17 protein-coding genes and 1 other RNA gene are annotated in these 19,322 nt (G+C 55.1%); 6 read left to right on the top strand and 12 right to left on the bottom strand.

The genetic code is table 11. The features are described 5' to 3' along the window. Nucleotides 1-14 precede the first annotated feature (14 nt). A complete protein-coding gene (locus V1566_RS22135; protein WP_395304639.1) occupies nt 15-593 on the bottom strand; it encodes a YecA family protein in 579 nt (192 codons plus the stop codon). A gap of 168 nt (nt 594-761) precedes the next feature. On the opposite strand from V1566_RS22135, the gene zapA reads away from it, so the two are divergent. From zapA to V1566_RS22150, 3 genes are all read left to right on the top strand, one after another. Further along, nucleotides 762-1,091, top strand: a complete 330-nt coding sequence (zapA, locus tag V1566_RS22140; protein WP_014071673.1) for a cell division protein ZapA — start codon at nt 762-764, stop codon at nt 1,089-1,091. 41 nt (nt 1,092-1,132) lie between these two features. Then, a non-coding RNA gene (ssrS, locus tag V1566_RS22145) (6S RNA) lies at nt 1,133-1,316 on the top strand. A gap of 24 nt (nt 1,317-1,340) precedes the next feature. Next, a complete protein-coding gene (locus V1566_RS22150; protein ID WP_395304640.1) occupies nt 1,341-1,937 on the top strand; it encodes a 5-formyltetrahydrofolate cyclo-ligase in 597 nt (198 codons plus the stop codon). A 96-nt stretch (nt 1,938-2,033) separates the two neighbouring features. Here the strand turns inward: V1566_RS22150 and serA are convergent, their stop codons facing one another. After that, the gene (gene serA / locus V1566_RS22155; protein WP_048991660.1) at nt 2,034-3,266 is read right to left on the bottom strand and encodes a phosphoglycerate dehydrogenase; all 1,233 of its coding nucleotides are present in this window, start codon (nt 3,264-3,266) and stop codon (nt 2,034-2,036) included. 266 nt (nt 3,267-3,532) lie between these two features. Then, nucleotides 3,533-4,192: a ribose-5-phosphate isomerase RpiA gene (gene rpiA / locus V1566_RS22160; protein WP_003860091.1), complete on the bottom strand. Its 660-nt coding sequence runs from the start codon at nt 4,190-4,192 to the stop codon at nt 3,533-3,535. 127 nt (nt 4,193-4,319) lie between these two features. Here rpiA and argP point away from each other — a divergent pair, with 127 nt between their 5' ends. Further along, nucleotides 4,320-5,213 (top strand): DNA-binding transcriptional regulator ArgP, encoded by an 894-nt coding sequence (gene argP / locus V1566_RS22165; protein WP_181620688.1) that lies wholly within the window; start codon nt 4,320-4,322, stop codon nt 5,211-5,213. Between the two features lie 41 nt (nt 5,214-5,254). Here the strand turns inward: argP and V1566_RS22170 are convergent, their stop codons facing one another. From V1566_RS22170 to tkt, 7 genes are all read right to left on the bottom strand, one after another. Further along, a complete protein-coding gene (locus tag V1566_RS22170; protein ID WP_008499728.1) occupies nt 5,255-5,986 on the bottom strand; it encodes an oxidative stress defense protein in 732 nt (243 codons plus the stop codon). Between the two features lie 91 nt (nt 5,987-6,077). After that, the gene (gene argO, locus V1566_RS22175) at nt 6,078-6,713 is read right to left on the bottom strand and encodes an arginine exporter ArgO (protein WP_395304641.1); all 636 of its coding nucleotides are present in this window, start codon (nt 6,711-6,713) and stop codon (nt 6,078-6,080) included. Nucleotides 6,714-6,858: 145 nt separating this feature from the next. Continuing rightward, nucleotides 6,859-7,713: a small-conductance mechanosensitive channel MscS gene (gene mscS / locus V1566_RS22180; protein ID WP_024906566.1), complete on the bottom strand. Its 855-nt coding sequence runs from the start codon at nt 7,711-7,713 to the stop codon at nt 6,859-6,861. Nucleotides 7,714-7,899: 186 nt separating this feature from the next. Further along, nucleotides 7,900-8,979, bottom strand: coding sequence for a class II fructose-bisphosphate aldolase (gene fbaA, locus V1566_RS22185; RefSeq protein ID WP_029739216.1), 1,080 nt, complete (start codon nt 8,977-8,979; stop codon nt 7,900-7,902). Nucleotides 8,980-9,071: 92 nt separating this feature from the next. Then, the gene (gene pgk, locus V1566_RS22190) at nt 9,072-10,235 is read right to left on the bottom strand and encodes a phosphoglycerate kinase (protein ID WP_032660073.1); all 1,164 of its coding nucleotides are present in this window, start codon (nt 10,233-10,235) and stop codon (nt 9,072-9,074) included. Between the two features lie 49 nt (nt 10,236-10,284). After that, nucleotides 10,285-11,304 (bottom strand): erythrose-4-phosphate dehydrogenase, encoded by a 1,020-nt coding sequence (gene epd, locus V1566_RS22195; protein ID WP_395304642.1) that lies wholly within the window; start codon nt 11,302-11,304, stop codon nt 10,285-10,287. Nucleotides 11,305-11,632: 328 nt separating this feature from the next. Then, entirely contained in the window at nt 11,633-13,624 is a 1,992-nt protein-coding gene (tkt, locus tag V1566_RS22200) for a transketolase (protein ID WP_395304643.1), read from the bottom strand. Nucleotides 13,625-13,896: 272 nt separating this feature from the next. Here tkt and V1566_RS22205 point away from each other — a divergent pair, with 272 nt between their 5' ends. Both V1566_RS22205 and V1566_RS22210 read left to right on the top strand, forming a co-directional pair. Next, nucleotides 13,897-14,655: a M48 family metallopeptidase gene (locus V1566_RS22205; RefSeq protein WP_252046810.1), complete on the top strand. Its 759-nt coding sequence runs from the start codon at nt 13,897-13,899 to the stop codon at nt 14,653-14,655. A gap of 210 nt (nt 14,656-14,865) precedes the next feature. After that, on the top strand, nt 14,866-16,134 hold the full coding sequence (locus V1566_RS22210) for an OprD family outer membrane porin (RefSeq protein WP_395304644.1): 1,269 nt from the start codon (nt 14,866-14,868) through the stop codon (nt 16,132-16,134). Nucleotides 16,135-16,186: 52 nt separating this feature from the next. Here V1566_RS22210 and speB read toward each other — a convergent pair whose 3' ends face one another. Both speB and speA read right to left on the bottom strand, forming a co-directional pair. Then, nucleotides 16,187-17,107 (bottom strand): agmatinase, encoded by a 921-nt coding sequence (speB, locus tag V1566_RS22215; protein ID WP_014071686.1) that lies wholly within the window; start codon nt 17,105-17,107, stop codon nt 16,187-16,189. Nucleotides 17,108-17,337: 230 nt separating this feature from the next. After that, on the bottom strand, nt 17,338-19,314 hold the full coding sequence (gene speA, locus V1566_RS22220) for a biosynthetic arginine decarboxylase (protein WP_023309121.1): 1,977 nt from the start codon (nt 19,312-19,314) through the stop codon (nt 17,338-17,340). Nucleotides 19,315-19,322 lie beyond the last annotated feature (8 nt).

Genomic DNA, 19,322 nt, shown 5'->3' on the forward strand with positions numbered 1-19,322 from the left:
GTGCGTTATTTTTCTTAATGTAAGGTTGGCTTGCGGATTTCCGGCGCGGTCGGCTGTGAGCGCGTGAAGTTGTCGTGGCACAGCAGCGCCGCCACGCGCACATACTCAATAATCTCTTCAAGAGACATTTCCAGCTCTTCCTGGTCTTCGTCTTCATCGTAGCCGAGCTGGGCGATGTTACGCAGGTCGTCGATCGCTTCACCCGCTTCGCCGGTCACTTTATCCAGCTTAGGCTGCGTCACGCCGAGCCCCAGCAGATAGTGGTTTACCCAGCCGGCCAGCGCATCGGCGCGATCGAACACGCTGACGTCGTCGCCTTCAGGCAGATAAAGCTGAAAAAGGAAGCCATCATCTTCCAGCGAATCGCTGGTTGCGGCGTGCATTTTACGCAGCGCTTCCGCCAGCTCGTGACCAAACGCCAGCCCTTCATTCGTGAGGTCGTGGATCAGCGGCTGCCATGAGCTGTCGCTGTTTCCGCCGCACAGCATGCCACTGATCAGACCGTGCATTTCGGCAGGGGTTAAACCGACTCCCTGCTGGTTCAGTAACTGGTTTAAATCCTTGTAACCAGGCATTTCGTTCTGTATAGACATGAGCATTCGTCATCAAAGGGGGGAAGTTTCATGATATGCTACCACTTTGGACCCTGGTGATACCAGAAAAGGGCTTGTATCTTCACATCAGGGTAGCTATAGTGTCGCCCCTTCGCAGCCCCCGGGGCAGTAAGCGAAGGCAGCGCAGTCAATCAGCAGGAAGGTGGCATGTCTGCACAACCCGTCGATCTCCAGATTTTTGGCCGTTCACTGCGAGTGAATTGTCCGCCTGAACAAAGGGATGCTTTGAATCAGGCAGCGGACGATTTGAATCAGCGGTTGCAAGATCTAAAAGAACGCACTAGAGTCACAAATACTGAGCAGCTGGTTTTCATCGCCGCGTTGAACATCAGCTATGAACTGACTCAGGAAAAAGCGAAGACCCGCGACTACGCGGCAAGCATGGAGCAACGTATTAAAATGCTCCAGCAGACCATAGAACAGGCATTGCTTGATCAAGGTCGCACTCCCGAAAGACCGGGACCAAAGTTTGAATAACACTTCTCAGTTGACTATGGTAGAGTAACTGTGAAGACAAAATTTCTCTGAGATGTTCGCAAGCGGGCCAGTCCCCTGAGCCGATATTTCATACCACAAGAATGTGGCGCTCCATGGTTGGTGAGCATGCTCGGTCCGTCCGAGAAGCCTTAAAACTATGACGACACATTCACCTTGAACCAAGGGTTCAAGGGTTACAGCCTGCGGCGGCATCTCGGAGATTCCCTCTCTTTTCTTCTACCGATTACCATGACTCAATTCCCTGAAGTTTCTGCTTCACGCCAGGACATCCGTCAGTTAATTCGCCAGCGCCGCCGTGCGTTAACCGCCGATCAGCAAGCGCATTTTGCCCAGCAGGCCGCCGCCCGTATGATGGCGTATCCCCCTGTCGTGATGGCGCACACCGTTGCGCTGTTTCTGTCATTTGACGGAGAGCTGGATACCCAGCCGCTGATAGAACAGCTCTGGCGCGCCGGAAAGAAGGTCTATCTGCCGGTGCTGCACCCGTTTAGCGAGGGGAATCTGCTGTTTCTGCACTACCACCCGCACAGCGAACTGGTGGTGAATCGCCTGAAAATCACCGAGCCGAAACTCGACGTCCGCGACGTGCTGCCGCTGTCACAGCTGGATGTGCTGATTACGCCGCTGGTGGCGTTTGATGAACAGGGTCAACGTTTAGGGATGGGCGGCGGCTTTTACGACCGGACGCTGCAAAACTGGCAGCAGTACGGATTGCAGCCGGTGGGTTACGCGCATGATTGTCAGGGCGTGGAGGCGTTGCCGGTGGAGAAGTGGGATGTGCCGTTGCCTGCGGTGGTGACGCCCAGTAAAACGTGGCTTTGGTAGAATAAAGCCGGGTGGCGCTTACGCTTACCCGGCCTACAAATGCTCAGCGTAGGTCGGGTAAGGCGCAGCCGCCACCCGACACCACAAACCGCACCATCAGTAAAGCAGACGCGCGCGAATCGTCCCCGCAATAGACTTCATGCTCAGCAACGCTTTCTCGGCAACATCGTCATCCGCTTCGATATCAATGACCACGTAGCCCATCTGCGAGTTCGTTTGCAGATACTGCGCGGCAATGTTGACGCCCTGCTCGGCAAAGATCTGGTTGATCGCGGTCAGCACGCCTGGACGGTTTTCGTGGATGTGCAGCAGACGACGGCCACCGTGCAGCGGCAGAGACACTTCCGGGAAGTTCACGGCAGAGAGCGTAGAACCGTTGTCGGAGTATTTGCTCAGTTTACCCGCCACTTCCAGACCGATATTCTCCTGCGCTTCCTGGGTAGAACCGCCGATGTGTGGCGTCAGGATCACGTTGTCGAACTCGCACAGCGGAGAGGTAAACGGATCGCTGTTGGTGGCAGGCTCCGTCGGGAATACGTCGATGGCCGCGCCCGCCAGATGCTTACGCTTCAGCGCATCCGCCAGTGCCGGGATATCGACAACCGTGCCGCGCGCGGCGTTGATCAGCAGTGAGCCCGGCTTCATCAGCGCCAGCTCTTCCGCGCCCATCATGTTTTTGGTGGACGCATTTTCCGGCACGTGCAGGCTCACCACGTCGCTCATGTTCAGCAAGTCAGACAGGTGTTGAACCTGGGTCGCATTACCCAGCGGCAGCTTGCTTTCGATATCGTAGAAAAACACGTGCATCCCCAGAGATTCCGCCAGAATACCGAGCTGCGTACCGATGTGGCCGTAGCCGATAATCCCCAGCTTTTTACCACGCGCCTCATAAGAGCCGGACGCCAGTTTGTTCCACACGCCGCGGTGCGCCTTGGCGTTCGCTTCTGGAATGCCGCGCAGCAGCAGCAGCAGTTCGCCAATCACCAGCTCCGCCACGGAACGGGTGTTGGAGAACGGGGCGTTGAAGACGGGAATACCGCGTTTGGCGGCAGCATTCAGGTCAACCTGGTTAGTACCGATGCAGAAGCAGCCGATAGCCACCAGTTTTTCCGCCGCGGCAATAACATCTTCAGTCAGATGAGTACGGGATCGCAGGCCAATGAAGTGGGCATCACGAATGGACGCTTTCAGCTCTTCAGTATCGAGCGCGCCTTTGTGAAATTCGATGTTGGTGTAACCTGCCGCACGAAGGCTATCGATTGCTTTTTGATGCACGCCCTCGACCAGCAGGAATTTAATCTTGTCTTTCTCCAGTGATACCTTTGCCATTTACCCGACCCTGTTTTTGTCTGAACTGATGTTGTGCTGGATATGAATCCGCTGTAGCCAACATATCAAAAAAAACTATTGCAGCAATATGAACGTTTGCGTCGGCACTCTGAAGAAAAGTCATCCAGAGCAAAATGTCAGAGTAAAATGCTATGGAAATTTACAAACGCGGCAGGATCGGCAAAAGAGGCTGAAAAACGTGACACAAGTCACCGAATTTAGCTTTTCAAAATTTTTTTAGCGGGGGGAGGACTCCCCCCGTCAGATCATTTTACGATGGTTTTCACGCCGTCAGCGGTGCCGATCAGCGCCACATCCGCGCCACGGTTGGCGAATAGCCCTACGGTTACTACGCCTGGAATACCGTTGATGGCATTTTCCAGCGCAATCGCGTCAAGAATTTCCAGACCGTGAACGTCGAGGATCACGTTACCGTTGTCGGTGACGACACCCTGACGATATTCCGGACGACCGCCCAGCTTAACAAGCTGACGGGCAACCGCGCTACGCGCCATCGGGATCACTTCCACCGGCAGCGGGAAATTACCCAGAATGTCGACCTGCTTGGAGGCATCCGCGATGCAGATAAACTTGTCCGCAACGGAGGCGATGATTTTTTCGCGCGTCAGCGCCGCGCCGCCGCCTTTGATCATCTGCATGTGGCCGTTGATTTCATCCGCACCATCAACGTAAATCCCCAGACGATCCACTTCGTTGAGATCGAAAACGGTAATGCCGAGGCTTTTCAGCTTTTCCGTGGAAGCATCAGAGCTGGAAACCGCGCCCTCGATTTGCCCCTTCATCGTGCCCAGCGCATCGATAAAGTGTGCCGCGGTGGATCCTGTACCGACACCGACAATGGTACCCGGCTGCACGTACTGGAGAGCGGCCCATCCTACTGCTTTTTTCAGTTCATCCTGCGTCATGATCGTTTTGCCTGTGGTGTGAAAACTCAGGGCGCATTATAGAACACGTCGAATGGAATTCGTCTGCCACAAAGGGAAAATTGTGTCATAGTGCAGAATAAGCAAAATTAAGGAGCCAGCCAGAGCAATGAAACGTCCGGACTACAGAACACTACAGGCACTTGATGCAGTTATTCGTGAACGCGGTTTTGAGCGCGCGGCGCAAAAGCTTTGCATCACCCAGTCCGCCGTATCACAGCGTATCAAACAGCTTGAAAACATGTTCGGCCAGCCGCTGCTGGTGCGTACCGTGCCGCCACGTCCAACCGAACAGGGGCAAAAGCTCCTCGCCCTGCTGCGCCAGGTTGAACTGCTGGAAGACGAGTGGCTGGGTGACGAACAAACGGGCTCTACGCCGCTGCTGCTCTCTCTGGCGGTCAACGCCGACAGTCTGGCAACCTGGCTGCTGCCGGCCCTTGCGCCGGTATTAGCAGACTCCCCTATCCGCCTGAATCTCCAGGTTGAAGATGAGACCCGTACCCAGGAACGCCTGCGTCGCGGTGAAGTGGTTGGGGCGGTCAGTATTCAGCCTCAGGCGCTGCCAAGCTGTCTTGTCGATCAGCTGGGCGCCCTGGACTACCTGTTTGTGGGGTCAAAAGCTTTTGCCGATCGCTACTTCCCGAACGGCGTCACCCGCGCCGCGCTGCTGAAAGCTCCTGCCGTGGCGTTCGACCATCTGGACGATATGCATCAGGCGTTCCTGCAGCAAAATTTCGATCTGCCGCCGGGCAGCGTGCCGTGCCATATCGTTAACTCGTCAGAAGCCTTTGTGCAGCTTGCGCGTCAGGGCACCACCTGCTGCATGATCCCGCATCTGCAGATTGAGAAAGAGTTGAAAAGCGGTGAGCTGATTGACTTAACGCCGGGGCTGTATCAGCGTCGGATGCTCTACTGGCACCGTTTTGCGCCGGAAAGCCGTATGATGCGCAACGTCACCGACGCGCTGCTGGCGTTTGGGCACAAGGTGCTGAGACAGGATTAAAAATAAGCCGGGTGGCGGCTTCGCCTTACCCGGCCTACAGATTACTGAGCCGGTTTCGGCTGTGCTGCAACAGGTTCCAGCTGGAAGACCACATCCACCTGATCGTCGAACTGAATGGTTGGCTGCTCGTAAGTTTCCTGAGCGGACACCGGGGCTGCATCAGCCTTCATCATTCGTACCATCGGGCTTGGCTGGTAGTTAGAGACGTGGTAACGCACGCTGTAAACCGGGCCGAGCTTGCTCTTAAAGCCAGAAGCCAGCTGTTCCGCCTGGTGAATGGCATCATCAATCGCCGCTTTACGCGCTTCATCTTTGTATTTCTCCGGTTGCGCAACGCCCAGCGACACGGAACGAATTTCGTTCAGACCCGCCTTCAGCGCGCCATCCAGCAGCGAGTTAAGCTTATCCAGTTGACGCACGGTCACTTCAACGGTACGCACGGCACGGTAGCCTTTCAGGATGCTTTTACCATTCTGGTAGTCGTAATCAGGTTGAGTACGCAGATTCGCGGAGTTGATATCCTTTTTACCTACACCGTTCTGCTCGAGGAAAGAGAGGTATTGCGCAACACGATCGTCAGCCTGCTTCTTGGCAGTTGCCGCATCTTTCGCAGCGACATTGACTTCAATTGCCAGCGTTGCAACATCGGGTACCGCGTCCACGCTTGCGGTGCCTGAAGTGACGATGTGCGGGCCATCCGGCAGTTCACTTGCCTGCACCGACACCGCACCAAAACTTACTAATGCCGCCAGGGCCATCACCTTAAACTTCACTGTTATTCCTCCATGTTGCGAAGAGTGCCCATTAACAGGGCGCATGCCAGCAAGCTTAGCGGGTCTTGTTCAGTTGTCCATAAGACAAGGATTAGTTGAACAATTCCTGAACGTGGTGAATCCCCTCTTTTGCCAGCTGAAAAGCAATAAACCACATCACCAGCCCCACCAGAGTGTTGATGATGCGCTGGGCTTTGGCAGTACGCAGACGAGGTGCCAGCCATGCGGCAAGAATGGCGAGACCGAAGAACCAGAGGAAAGAGGCGCTGACCGTGCCAAGCGCAAACCAGCGTTTCGGCTCAACGTCCAGTTGCCCGCCCAGGCTGCCCAGCACCACGAAGGTGTCCAGATAAACATGCGGATTAAGCCAGGTGACCGCCAGCATGGTGACGATAATCTTCCAGCGGCCCTGCTTCATGACTTCCGCGCTCGCCAGTTCGAGGTTGCTGCTCGTCGCCGTTTTCAGGGCACCAAAACCATACCAGAGCAGAAACGCCACGCCGCCCCAGGTGACCAGCGCCAGCAGCCAGGGAGACTGCATCAGCAATGCGCTGCCGCCAAAAATCCCGGCACAGATCAGCAGTAAATCGCTAACCGCGCATAGCAGGGCAATCATCAGATGATACTGGCGGCGGATGCCCTGGTTCATCACGAATGCATTTTGCGGGCCGAGGGGAAGGATCATGGCCGCACCTAAGGCAAGCCCCTGAAAGTAATAGGATAACATGACGAAATTCTCACAGTATTCTTCTGGAAGGTGACTATACTGCGCGAATTACATTAGAGGAAATTGATAATATTAATTGGGGATTAGCAGCACTTATAAAAATAAAGCCCGGTGGCGCTAACGCTTACCGGGCCTACGGGTGAAGTTATTCTGCTTCTTTAACTTTTTTGACGTTTACGTCCATCTGCGGGTACGGGAAGCTGATGCCGTTGGCGTCAAAGTCGCGCTTAATGCGTTCCAGCACGTCCCAGTACACGTTTTGCAGATCGCTGCTCTTGCTCCAGATACGCACCACGAAGTTAATCGAGGACGCGCCCAGTTCGTTCAGGCGAACCGTCTGCTCTTTATCTTTCAGAATGCGATCGTCTGAAGCAATGATGTTGCTAATCAGCGACTTCACCTGATCGATATCGGAGTCGTACGCCACGCTGATAATCAGTTCGTTACGACGCACCGGTTCACGGGAGAAGTTAATGATGTTGCCCGCGATGATTTTCCCGTTCGGCACAACCACGATGCGGCCATCGACGGTACGCATGGTGGTTGAGAAAATCTGCACCTGCAGCACGGTCCCGGCAATGCCGCCAAGGTCAACGTATTCTCCGGAGCGGAACGGACGGAAGGTGACCAGCAGGACGCCTGCCGCCAGGTTTGAAAGCGAGCCCTGCAGCGCCAGACCAATAGCCAGACCAGCGGCACCGAGAACGGCAATGACGGAGGCGGTCTGCACGCCCACACGGCCCAGCGCCGCAATCAGCGTAAAGGCGATAATGCCGTAGCGCACCAGTGCGGAGAGGAAGTCAGCCACCGTGGCGTCAATGTGACGGGCCAGCATTACGCGGTTAACCGCGTTCGATACGATACGCGCCACGATCATCCCGACGATGATGATGGCAATCGCCGCGACGATGTTCACGGCATAGCTCAGCAGCAGCGCCTGGTTGCGCACCAGCCAGTTACCGGCGTTATTGATGCTGTCTACAACATCGAGTTGTTCCATTTATTCTTCCTTTTGTTAAACCAAAACACAAAATCCATCCCCCATGGAGACAGGCAGGTCCGTAAAGGGTAAACAAAAAGCGCAAGTATTGCCAAACAGATCACAAAAACCGGCCTGGCAGGGTATTGAAAAAGCATAAAAAAAGGCCCGCATTTGCGGGCCTTCTGATGCTGTTAGCAGCTCAAATTACAGAACGTCTACCGCGTTCAGCTCTTTGAATGCCTGCTCCAGACGAGTAATCATAGAAGTCTGGGCAGCGCGCAGCCATACGCGCGGATCGTAGTATTTCTTGTTCGGCTGGTCTTCGCCTTTCGGGTTGCCCAGCTGACCCTGCAGGTAAGCTTCGTTGGTTTTGTAGTACTGCAGGATACCGTCCCATGTTGCCCACTGGGTGTCGGTATCGATGTTCATTTTCACTACGCCGTAGCTTACGGAGTCTTTGATTTCCTGAGCAGAAGAACCGGAACCGCCGTGGAAGACGAAGTTCAGGCTGTTGTGCGGCAGGTTGTGTTTCTTAGAAACGTATTCCTGAGAATCACGCAGGATAGTCGGGGTCAGAACCACGTTACCTGGTTTGTAAACGCCGTGTACGTTACCGAAGGACGCTGCAATGGTGAAGCGTGGGCTGATTTTGCTCAGCTCGGTGTAAGCATAATCAACGTCTTCTGGCTGGGTGTACAGTGCAGAAGCGTCCATGTGGCTGTTGTCCACGCCGTCTTCTTCACCGCCGGTGCAACCCAGTTCGATTTCCAGGGTCATGCCCATTTTGGCCATGCGCGCCAGGTATTTGGAGCAGATTTCGATGTTTTCGTGCAGTGACTCTTCAGACAGGTCGATCATGTGAGAAGAGAACAGTGGCTTGCCAGTTGCCGCAAAGTGTTTTTCACCCGCGTCCAGCAGACCGTCGATCCACGGCAGCAGTTTCTTCGCGCAGTGGTCAGTGTGCAGGATAACTGGAACACCGTAGTGTTCAGCCATCTGGTGTACGTGGTGCGCACCAGAGATAGCGCCCAGGATTGCAGCACCCTGAGGAATGTCAGTTTTCACGCCTTTACCTGCGATGAACGCAGCGCCGCCGTTAGAGAACTGAACGATAACTGGAGCTTTAACTTTAGCAGCAGTTTCCAGTACGGCGTTGATGGAGTCGGTACCCACGCAGTTAACTGCTGGCAGAGCGAAGTTGTTTTCTTTAGCTACCTGGAACACTTTCTGTACGTCATCACCAGTGATAACGCCAGGTTTTACGAAATCAAAAATTTTAGACATGTTGCTTAGTCCTGTATCTTCGGCCGTTAGAAAAGGTGCGAGCTCTTAAAAGCGCGCTGAAAATTGGGCAGGTTTCCCTGCCCTTGAATGGCTTACTTCTTAGCGCGCTCTTCGAGCATTGCTACTGCTGGCAGAACTTTGCCTTCCACGAATTCGAGGAATGCGCCGCCACCAGTGGAGATGTAGGAGATTTTGTCAGCGATACCGAACAGGTCGATTGCTGCCAGGGTGTCACCACCGCCTGCGATAGAGAACGCTTCGCTGTCTGCGATAGCGTTAGCAACGATTTCAGTACCTTTGCGGAAGTTCGGGAATTCGAACACGCCAACAGGACCGTTCCACAGGATAGTTTTTGCGTTTTTGAGGATTTCAGCCAGTTTCTGTGCAGAAACGTCGCCCAGGTCCAGAATCTGCTCTTCATCTTTGATGTCGTTTACAGATTTCAGGGTCGCGGTTGCGGTTTCGGAGAACTCGGTCGCTACGCGAACGTCAGTTGGAACCGGGATGTCGCAGGTGGTCAGCAGGCGTTTAGCTTCGTCAACCAGGTCTGCTTCGTACAGGGATTTACCCACGTTGTGGCCCTGAGCGGCAACGAAGGTGTTCGCGATACCACCGCCAACGATCAGCTGGTCAGCGATTTTAGACAGAGAATCCAGAACGGTCAGTTTGGTAGAAACTTTAGAACCACCAACGATAGCCACCATTGGACGAGCAGGTTCTTTCAGTGCTTTACCCAGCGCTTCCAGTTCGTCAGCCAGCAGAGGACCCGCACACGCTACATCTGCGAATTTACCGATACCGTGGGTTGACGCCTGTGCACGGTGAGCCGTACCGAAGGCATCCATCACGAATACGTCGCACAGCGCAGCGTATTTTTTGGACAGGGTTTCGTCGTCTTTCTTTTCGCCTTTGTTGAAGCGAACGTTTTCCAGAACAACCAGTTCACCGGCAGCAACTTCAACACCGTCCAGGTAATCTTTCACCAGGCGAACCGGGCTGGACAGTTTGTCTTTCAGGTAATTAACCACTGGCAGCAGAGAGAACTCTTCGTTGTACTCGCCTTCAGTTGGACGCCCCAGGTGGGAGGTGACCATCACTTTAGCGCCCTGCTTCAGAGCCAGTTCGATGGTTGGCAGAGATGCACGGATACGCGCGTCGCTGGTCACTTTGCCATCTTTAACCGGTACGTTCAGATCGGCACGGATGAAAACGCGTTTACCAGCCAGATCCAGATCGGTCATCTTAATTACAGACATGGTGAATCCTCTCGTTGATTCTTAAAGTTTTGCAGACGCACAATGCGTCTTACCTGAAACCTTGAGCGGCCATTGCTAACGTGGTGTCGAGCATTCGGTTAGCAAAGCCCCATTCGTTATCACACCAGACCAGCGTCTTGATAAGGTGTGCGCCACTGACTCTCGTTTGCGTGCCATCAACGATGGCGCTGTGCGGGTCGTGGTTAAAATCTACTGAGACCAACGGTAATTCCGTATAGTCAACTATACCATGAAATGCTCCCAGCGCCGCTTTTTGCAGCAACAGGTTGACTTCACTGGCTTTTACCGGTTTTTTCACCGTCACGCTGAGGTCGATTGCGGTGACGTTAATCGTTGGGACACGCACGGCAATCGCTTCAAACCGGTCATTAAACTGCGGAAAAATTCGGGTGATCCCTGCCGCCAGTTTTGTATCCACCGGAATGATTGACTGGCTCGCCGCGCGAGTGCGTCGTAAATCCGGATGGTAGGCGTCGATAACCTGCTGATCGTGCATGGCGGAGTGAATCGTGGTCACGGTGCCGGATTCAATGCCATACGCATCGTCTAACAGTTTGATGACCGGAATAATGCAGTTGGTGGTACAGGAGGCGTTGGAAACAATGCGGTGTTCGGCCTGCAGCTCATGCTGGTTGACGCCAAACACGACGGTCGCGTCGAGGTCGTTACTGCCGGGATGAGAAAACAGGACTTTTTTCGCGCCGGCAGCCAGATGCGCTTCGCCATGTTCGCGGTTGCCGTAGACACCGGTACAGTCAAGCACCACATCCACACCCAGTTCACGCCAGGGTAGCCCGGCGATGCTGTTCTCATGCAGCACACGAATAGCGTCATCACCCACAAAAAGCTGATCTCTTTCCTGGCGAACATCCCAGGCAAAGCGTCCGTGGCTGGTGTCATATTTCAACAAATGCGCCATGCCCGTAGCATCCGCCAGTTCATTGATTGCCACCACGGTTATTTCCGCCCGACGTCCGGATTCATATAAAGCACGAACCACATTACGTCCGATGCGACCGAAGCCATTAATCGCTACGCGTACGGTCATAGATCTCCTGCAAAGCAATCCCTGAGTTTGAGGTGGCTGAAAGAGTAATCCAGCTACGCCCGAAGGGGAATCCTTGCTGTCACAAACTGCGATTGATTGGTCAATTGTCGAACATTTAATCGACTGAAACGCTTCAGCAAGAATAAGCGAATCGGGAAATAAAAGGAATGTCTGTCCAGATGAATAAGCGAGCTATATGACTTGCGTCACATTTTAGGTGGAATAATGCCTACAAAAAAGCCGGGTGGCGCGCTAGCGCTTACCCGGCCTACTTTCGTGCCATTTGTAGGCCCGGTAAGCGCTAGCGCGCCACCGGGCAAAACAGCAATTACAGCAGTTCTTTCGCTTTCGCGACAACGTTCTCAACGGTGAAGCCGAACTCTTCGAACAGCAGCTCTGCCGGAGCAGACTCACCGAAGGTGGTCATACCGACGATGGCACCGTTCAGGCCCACATATTTGAACCAGTAGTCAGCGATACCCGCTTCTACTGCCACGCGAGCGGAAACCGCTTTAGGCAGGACGGATTCACGGTAAGCGGCATCCTGCTTGTCGAACGCGTCGGTAGACGGCATGGAAACCACGCGCGCCTTCACGCCTTCGGCAGTCAGTTTTTCCCACGCTGCCACAGCCAGTTCAACTTCAGAACCGGTGGCGATGAAGATCAGCTCTGGCTGGCCCGCGCTATCTTTCAGCACGTAACCACCGCGAGCGATGTTCGCCAGCTGCTCTGGCGTACGTTCCTGCTGCGCCAGGTTCTGACGGGAGAGGATCAGCGCGGTTGGGCCGTCCTGACGCTCAACGCCGTATTTCCACGCCACCGCAGATTCAACCTGGTCACATGGACGCCATGTGCTCATGTTCGGGGTCACGCGCAGGGAAGCCACCTGCTCTACCGGCTGGTGAGTTGGACCATCTTCGCCCAGACCGATAGAGTCGTGGGTGTAGACCATCACCTGACGCTGTTTCATCAGCGCGGCCATACGCACAGCGTTACGTGCATATTCAACGAACATCAGGAAGGTAGAGGTGTACGGCAGGAAACCACCGTGCAGGGAGATACCGTTGGCAATCGCAGTCATACCGAATTCACGTACACCGTAATGGATGTAGTTACCGGCAGTATCTTCGTTGATTGGCTTAGAACCAGACCACAGGGTCAGGTTAGATGGCGCCAGGTCAGCGGAGCCGCCCAGGAATTCTGGAAGCCATGGACCGAACGCTTCAATCGCATTCTGAGACGCTTTACGGCTCGCGATTTTAGACGGGTTCGCCTGCAGCTTAGCGATGAACTCGTTCGCTTTCGCGTCGAAGTCGGACGGCATGTCGCCTTTCATACGACGGGTGAATTCAGCCGCTTCCTGTGGGAACGCTTTCGCATAGGCAGCGAACTTCTCGTTCCAGGCCGCTTCTTTCGCCTGGCCTACTTCTTTTGCATCCCACTGAGCGTAGATCTCTGATGGGATTTCGAATGCAGGGTGTTTCCAGCCCAGTGCTTCACGGGTGAGTGCGATTTCCGCGTCGCCCAGCGGTGCGCCGTGGGAGTCGTGAGTACCGGCTTTGTTCGGCGAACCGAAGCCAATGATAGTTTTGCACATCAGCAGGGACGGTTTGTCCGTCACAGCGCGCGCTTCTTCCACTGCACGTTTAATCGAGTCAGCATCGTGGCCATCAACGCCACGCACAACGTGCCAGCCGTAGGCTTCGAAACGTGCTGCGGTGTCGTCGGTGAACCAGCCTTCAACGTGACCGTCGATGGAGATACCGTTGTCGTCATAGAACGCAACCAGTTTGCCCAGCTTCAGGGTACCTGCCAGGGAGCACACTTCATGAGAAATGCCTTCCATCATGCAGCCGTCGCCCATGAACGCGTAGGTGAAGTGGTCTACGATGTCGTGACCAGGACGGTTGAACTGCGCCGCCAGCGTCTTCTCAGCAATCGCCATCCCCACAGCGTTAGCAATACCCTGACCCAGCGGGCCGGTGGTGGTTTCTACGCCAGCGGTGTAACCCACTTCCGGGTGACCTGGAGTTTTAGAGTGCAGCTGACGGAAGTTTTTCAGCTCTTCGATTGGCAGATCGTAGCCGGTGAGGTGCAGCAGGCTATAGATCAGCATAGAGCCGTGGCCGTTGGACAGCACGAAGCGGTCGCGGTCAGCCCATGACGGGTTCTGCGGGTTGTGGTTCAGGAAATCACGCCACAGGACTTCGGCGATATCAGCCATACCCATAGGAGCCCCTGGGTGGCCGGATTTGGCTTTCTGTACTGCGTCCATGCTCAGCGCACGAATAGCATTAGCAAGCTCTTTACGTGAGGACATTTTAACTCCAGATCGGACTGTTAAAGGCCATGCCCTTGACGACAGCGCGTTTTGGGCTACGCCGGAAAAAAGTGCCAACAATGTAACCCAAGCCGCAAGTCATGTACATGGAGCATTCTTTTGCTTGTTAAGAAATCTCTGGATCATGCTCGCATGTTGCGCAATCTACTCGCCCGGCTCTGTCGATATTCCTTATACTTAGCCCGACACCGGCTTCGCTGACGGTGCACTTTTCGGATTTTATTCAGATTAACGAGTACGGAAGCAACCTCATGAAAATGCGTGCAATAGTGCTGGCCCTGGGTACAACGCTCCTGCTGAGCGGCTGTCAGAATATGGATTCTAACGGTCTGATGACGTCAGGCGCAGAGGCCTTTCAGGCCTATTCCCTGAGCGATGCGCAGGTGAAAGCGCTGAGCGACCAGGCCTGTAAAGATATGGACGGAAAAGCCACGCTTGCGCCGGCTAACAGTACCTACACGCAGCGTCTGAATAAGATCGCTTCCGCGCTGGGCGACAACATCAACGGCCAGCCGGTGAACTACAAGGTGTACATGGCGAAAGACGTGAACGCCTTCGCGATGGCGAACGGCTGTATCCGCGTCTATAGCGGGCTGATGGACATGATGACCGACAACGAAGTGGAAGCGGTCATCGGCCATGAAATGGGCCACGTTGCCCTGGGCCACGTGAAGAAAGGGATGCAGGTTGCCCTGGGTACCAATGCCATCCGCGCAGCGGCGGCTTCAGCGGGCGGTATCGTTGGCAGCCTGTCGCAGTCACAGCTTGGCGACGTGGGTGAAAAGCTGGTTAACTCTCAGTTCTCACAGCGTCAGGAGTCCGAGGCGGATGACTACTCCTACGATCTGTTGCGCAAACGCGGCATTAATCCATCAGGTTTAGCCACCAGCTTCGAAAAACTGGCCAGGCTGGAAGCAGGACGCCAAAGCTCCATGTTTGACGATCACCCGGCTTCGGAAGAACGCGCACAGCATATTCGCGACCGGATGGCCGCAGACGGAATTAAATAATTTCAGAAGGAGGCAGTTTTGCCTCCTTTTTATTTCGCATGAATTGTTAACTTAACAGCACGTATCGATAACACCCCTGAAAGCCCCGCCAAATCTGTCCTGTCACATTGAAATGTCTGGTCACATAATTATTGCAAAGGTTACTTTTTCCGGTAATTATCACCCCCGCAGTTATTCAAATTAATATATCCAGACAGAGACGTTCCCTCCGTGAAAAAAGAATTATCATTAATTGCTTTAAGTTTATTTGCCGCATTACCTGCCGCTGCAAGCCAGCAATCCGACAGCCAGGGTTTTATTGACGACAGCCATCTGGATCTGTTTTTACGCAATGCGTATATCAGCCGCGACTACCATCAGGGCCAGCAGGACAAAGCCGAATGGGGTCAGGGGATCATCGCCACGTTTGCATCCGGCTATACCGAAGGGCTGGTGGGCTTTGGTGTGGACGGTATTGCTCAATACGGCGTGCGCCTGGACGGCGGCCGTGGCAAAAGCGGCGCAGGCGGTATCGACTTCTTTAAACAGGAAGACGATGGCCGGGCAAAATCCGATCTTGCAAAGTTTGGCGCTACCGCCAAAATGCGCATATCAAACACCGTGCTGAGCTACGGAAATCAGCGTCCTGAGCTGCCTATCATCAATGCAGACAGCTCCCGCCTGCTGTTTGAAAGCTACACCGGCACCATGCTCACCTCGAAAGAGATCGACGGTCTGGAAGTCAACGCCGGTTACTTCACCGACGAGCAGCGTAAAAGCGATGACCGCCACGACAGCGGACTGAAGAGCCTCTCCTTCGGCGGTGCGAGCTATCAGTTTAACGACCAGTTCAGCGGCGCGCTGTACGCCTCTCATAATGAAGAGGTGATGAACAAGCAGTACCTGGGCATGAACTTCAAACAACCGTTCAGCACCGGGCAGCAGCTGGTGCTCGACTTCAACGGTTATAACTCCCGTCTTGATCAGGGTTACGCTGACAACCTCGACACGGGCCGCAGCAACACCATCTGGAGCCTGGCGGCGAGCTACATCTGGGACATTCACACGTTCAAAGTGGCGTACCAGCAGAGCAGCGGCAGCACCGGCTACAACTACGGCGGCTATCGCGACAAGGGTGGCGTGGGTGACGGCGGTAACACTATCTGGCTGGCAAACTCCTACTGGTCTGATTTTAACGGCGAAGATGAACGTTCCTGGCAGGCATCCTACGGTCTGGACTTTGGCGGCCTTGGCTTACCGGGCCTGAGCTGGACCACCGCCTACGTGCGCGGCGATAACATCAAAACCTCTGAAACCAGCAATGGCAAAGAGCACGAGTGGTTTAACCAGATCCAGTACCAGGTGCAGGATGGTCCGGCGAAGGATCTGAAGCTGAAACTGCGCTACTCCGTACTGCGCGTCTCCAGCAACGCCAGCGAGTACAACGTGGGCGGGGATGAGATCCGCGCTTACGTGGAATACCCGTTTAACGTGTTCTAAAGACAATAAAAAAACCTCTCAAGAGAGAGGTTTTTTTCACGCCAGTCGAGGCTTACTCGCCTTTCTTAGCAGCCTGAATGTAGAGCATTTCCAGCGCCAGAGTCGCTGCGGCCAGCGCAGTGATCTCGGACTGATCGTACGCAGGCGCCACTTCCACCACGTCCATCCCGACAATGTTCAGGTCCTTCAGACCGCGCACCAGCTTGATGGCACGATCTGAGGTCAAACCGCCGATGACCGGCGTACCGGTTCCCGGTGCAAATGCCGGATCCAGGCAGTCGATATCGAAGGTCAGATACACGGGCATATCCCCCACGATCTGCTTCACCTGAGCGATGATGTCATCGACGCCGCGATCGTTAACCTGGCCCGCATCCAGCACGGTGAAGCCGTTGTCTTTGTCGAACTCGGTACGAATACCGATCTGCACGGAGTGATTCGGGTCGATCAGACCTTCGTTCGGCGCGGTGAAGAACATGGTGCCGTGGTCGAACTCACAGCCGTTCGCGTAGGTGTCGGTATGCGCATCGAAGTGCACCAGCGCCATTTTACCGAAGTGCTTCGCGTGGGCGCGCAGCAGCGGCAGGGTCACGAAGTGGTCGCCGCCGAAGGAGAGCATGCGCTTACCGGCAGCCAGCAGCTTCTCGGCGTGCGCCTGCAGCTTTTCGCTCATCTCACGCGCGTCGCCGAAGGCGTACACCAGGTCACCACAGTCCACCACGTTCAGGCGCTCGCGCATGTCGAAGTTCCACGGGAAGCGGTTATGCTCCCAGGCCAGGTTAGTGGAAACCTGACGAATCGCTGCCGGGCCGTGACGACCGCCCGCACGACCGGATGTTGCCATATCGAACGGTACACCGGTGATCACCCAGTCAGCGTCACTGTCGTACGGCTGGAAGTTCATCGGAAGGCGTAAAAAACCAAACGCGTTAGATACCAGAGAGTTATCGTACTGATGACCTAAAGTGCTCATGTCCTGACCTCTTTTAAAGTCGATACATTAAAAACAGATGAAAAAAAATCCCCTCCGCGTCGTTAAACCCGACGAGGAAGGGATTGATTCGTAAATCGCTTATTGGGGCGAATTATCGCCGGTAATGCATACGGGTTCAAGTGAGTATCGCATTCTGCCGGATGACGGCTTCGCCTTATCCGGCCTACATTCGTAGGCCCGGTAAGCGCAGCGCCACCGGGCATCAGCGGCTACTCGTCTTCCAGGTAAGTGTACCCGTACAGACCCGCTTCAAACTCTTCCAGGAACTGCTGCTGGAGCGCATCGTCCAGACCGGTGTTTTTCACCTGGTCGCGGAACTGGGTGAGCAGTTTTTTCGGATCCAGCTGAACGTATTCCAGCATGTCCGCCACGGTGTCCCCTTCATCGGACAGCTCGATTTCAACGTTGCCGTCAGGGAACACGAACACGTCCACCGCTTCGGTATCGCCGAACAGGTTGTGCATGTTGCCGAGGATCTCCTGATACGCGCCGACCATAAAGAAGCCCAGCATCGGCGGGTTCTCCGGGTCGTATTCCGGCATTGGCATCGTCGTCGCAATACCGTCGCCGTCAACGTAGTGGTCGATAGCGCCGTCGGAATCACAGGTGATATCCAGCAGCACCGCACGGCGTTCCGGCGCGTGGTTCAGCCCTTCCAGCGGCAGAACCGGGAACAGCTGGTCGATACCCCAGGCATCCGGCATCGACTGGAACAGCGAGAAGTTGACGTAAATCTTATCCGCCATACGCTCCTGCAGCTCGTCGATAATCGGACGGTGCGCGCGGTTGCTCGGGTCGAGCTGTTTCTGCACTTCATGGCACATGTTCAGGTAAAGCTGCTCCGCCCACGCGCGCTCCTGCAGGCTGAAGGTGCCTGAAGAATAACCCACGTGAATGTCATGCAGGTCCATCTGGCTGTCGTGCAGCCATTCGCGCAGGGAACGACGCGTGCCCGGCTCGTGCATCTCCTGCCAGGTTTCCCACATGCTTTGCAGGGAACGCGGGGCATCGTCTGCCGGAGGCGTTGCCTCGGAGATTTCGCTACGCTCAACGCCGATGATGTTAGAGACCAGCACCGTATGGTGCGCGGTCACCGCGCGACCGGATTCGGTGATCACCGTCGGGTGCGGCAGGCCGTTCTCTTCACAGGCATCGCCGATCGCCCAGATGATATTGTTCGCGTATTCGTTCAGGCCGTAGTTCACCGAGCAGTCAGACTGCGAGCGGGTCCCTTCGTAGTCCACGCCGAGGCCGCCGCCCACGTCGAAGCACTGAATATTCACGCCAAGCTTGTGCAGCTCCACGTAGAACCGCGCGGATTCACGCACGCCGGTGGCGATGTCGCGAATGTTGGCCATCTGCGAGCCGAGGTGGAAGTGCAGCAGCTGAATGCTGTCCAGACGACCGCGCTCGCGCAGAATTTCCACCAGCTGCAGCACCTGGTTTGCCGCCAGGCCAAACTTGGACTTTTCACCGCCGGAGGACTGCCATTTACCGGAACCTTGCGACGCCAGACGCGCACGCACGCCAAGGCGTGGCACCACGTTCAGACGCTCAGCCTCTTCCAGCACGATGGCGATTTCGGTCATCTTTTCGATAACCAGATAGACCTTGTGGCCCATCTTCTCGCCAATCAGCGCCAGACGAATGTATTCACGGTCTTTATAGCCGTTACAGACGATCACCGAACGGGTCATGCCCGCATGCGCCAGAACCGCCATCAGCTCCGCTTTGGAGCCTGCTTCCAGGCCCAGCGGTTCGCCGGAGTGGATCAGGGATTCAATTACGCGGCGGTGCTGGTTCACCTTGATTGGGTAAACCAGGAAATAGTCGCCTTTATAGCCGTAGGACTCCCGCGCGCGCTTGAAGGCGGCGTTAATAGAACGCAGGCGATGTTGCAGGATCTGCGGGAAGCAGAACAGTGCAGGCAAACGCTGACCCTGAGCTTCACGGGCTTTCACCAGTTTAGCAAGGTCCACGCGCGCTTCAGGGACGTCTGGATCCGGGCAGACGCTGATGTGGCCCAGTTCGTTAACGTCGTAGTAGTTATTGCCCCACCAGGCAATATTGTAAGTGCGCAGCATCTTGCTGGCTTCCTCGGAGCTCATCGCAACCTCCTGCATAGAACGTAGTACACCCTGTTCGCCCGCTGACGAAGGCGAAAAAGAAGACATGTCGTCAGACATAGCGAACC

This window comes from Enterobacter sp. ECC-019, from assembly GCF_043974075.1.
In the GTDB taxonomy this organism is placed as follows: domain Bacteria; phylum Pseudomonadota; class Gammaproteobacteria; order Enterobacterales; family Enterobacteriaceae; genus Enterobacter; species Enterobacter asburiae_D.

Excerpts from the sequence above, each read along its gene's own strand:
- V1566_RS22135 (WP_395304639.1), bottom strand. The coding sequence starts at position 593 with ATGTCTATACAGAACGAAATGCCTGGTTACAAGGATTTAAACCAGTTA.
- zapA (WP_014071673.1), top strand. The coding sequence starts at position 762 with ATGTCTGCACAACCCGTCGATCTCCAGATTTTTGGCCGTTCACTGCGA.
- V1566_RS22150 (WP_395304640.1), top strand. The coding sequence starts at position 1,341 with ATGACTCAATTCCCTGAAGTTTCTGCTTCACGCCAGGACATCCGTCAG.
- serA (WP_048991660.1), bottom strand. The coding sequence starts at position 3,266 with ATGGCAAAGGTATCACTGGAGAAAGACAAGATTAAATTCCTGCTGGTC.
- rpiA (WP_003860091.1), bottom strand. The coding sequence starts at position 4,192 with ATGACGCAGGATGAACTGAAAAAAGCAGTAGGATGGGCCGCTCTCCAG.
- argP (WP_181620688.1), top strand. The coding sequence starts at position 4,320 with ATGAAACGTCCGGACTACAGAACACTACAGGCACTTGATGCAGTTATT.
- argO (WP_395304641.1), bottom strand. The coding sequence starts at position 6,713 with ATGTTATCCTATTACTTTCAGGGGCTTGCCTTAGGTGCGGCCATGATC.
- mscS (WP_024906566.1), bottom strand. The coding sequence starts at position 7,713 with ATGGAACAACTCGATGTTGTAGACAGCATCAATAACGCCGGTAACTGG.
- fbaA (WP_029739216.1), bottom strand. The coding sequence starts at position 8,979 with ATGTCTAAAATTTTTGATTTCGTAAAACCTGGCGTTATCACTGGTGAT.
- pgk (WP_032660073.1), bottom strand. The coding sequence starts at position 10,235 with ATGTCTGTAATTAAGATGACCGATCTGGATCTGGCTGGTAAACGCGTT.
- epd (WP_395304642.1), bottom strand. The coding sequence starts at position 11,304 with ATGACCGTACGCGTAGCGATTAATGGCTTCGGTCGCATCGGACGTAAT.
- tkt (WP_395304643.1), bottom strand. The coding sequence starts at position 13,624 with ATGTCCTCACGTAAAGAGCTTGCTAATGCTATTCGTGCGCTGAGCATG.
- V1566_RS22205 (WP_252046810.1), top strand. The coding sequence starts at position 13,897 with ATGAAAATGCGTGCAATAGTGCTGGCCCTGGGTACAACGCTCCTGCTG.
- speB (WP_014071686.1), bottom strand. The coding sequence starts at position 17,107 with ATGAGCACTTTAGGTCATCAGTACGATAACTCTCTGGTATCTAACGCG.
- speA (WP_023309121.1), bottom strand. The coding sequence starts at position 19,314 with ATGTCTGACGACATGTCTTCTTTTTCGCCTTCGTCAGCGGGCGAACAG.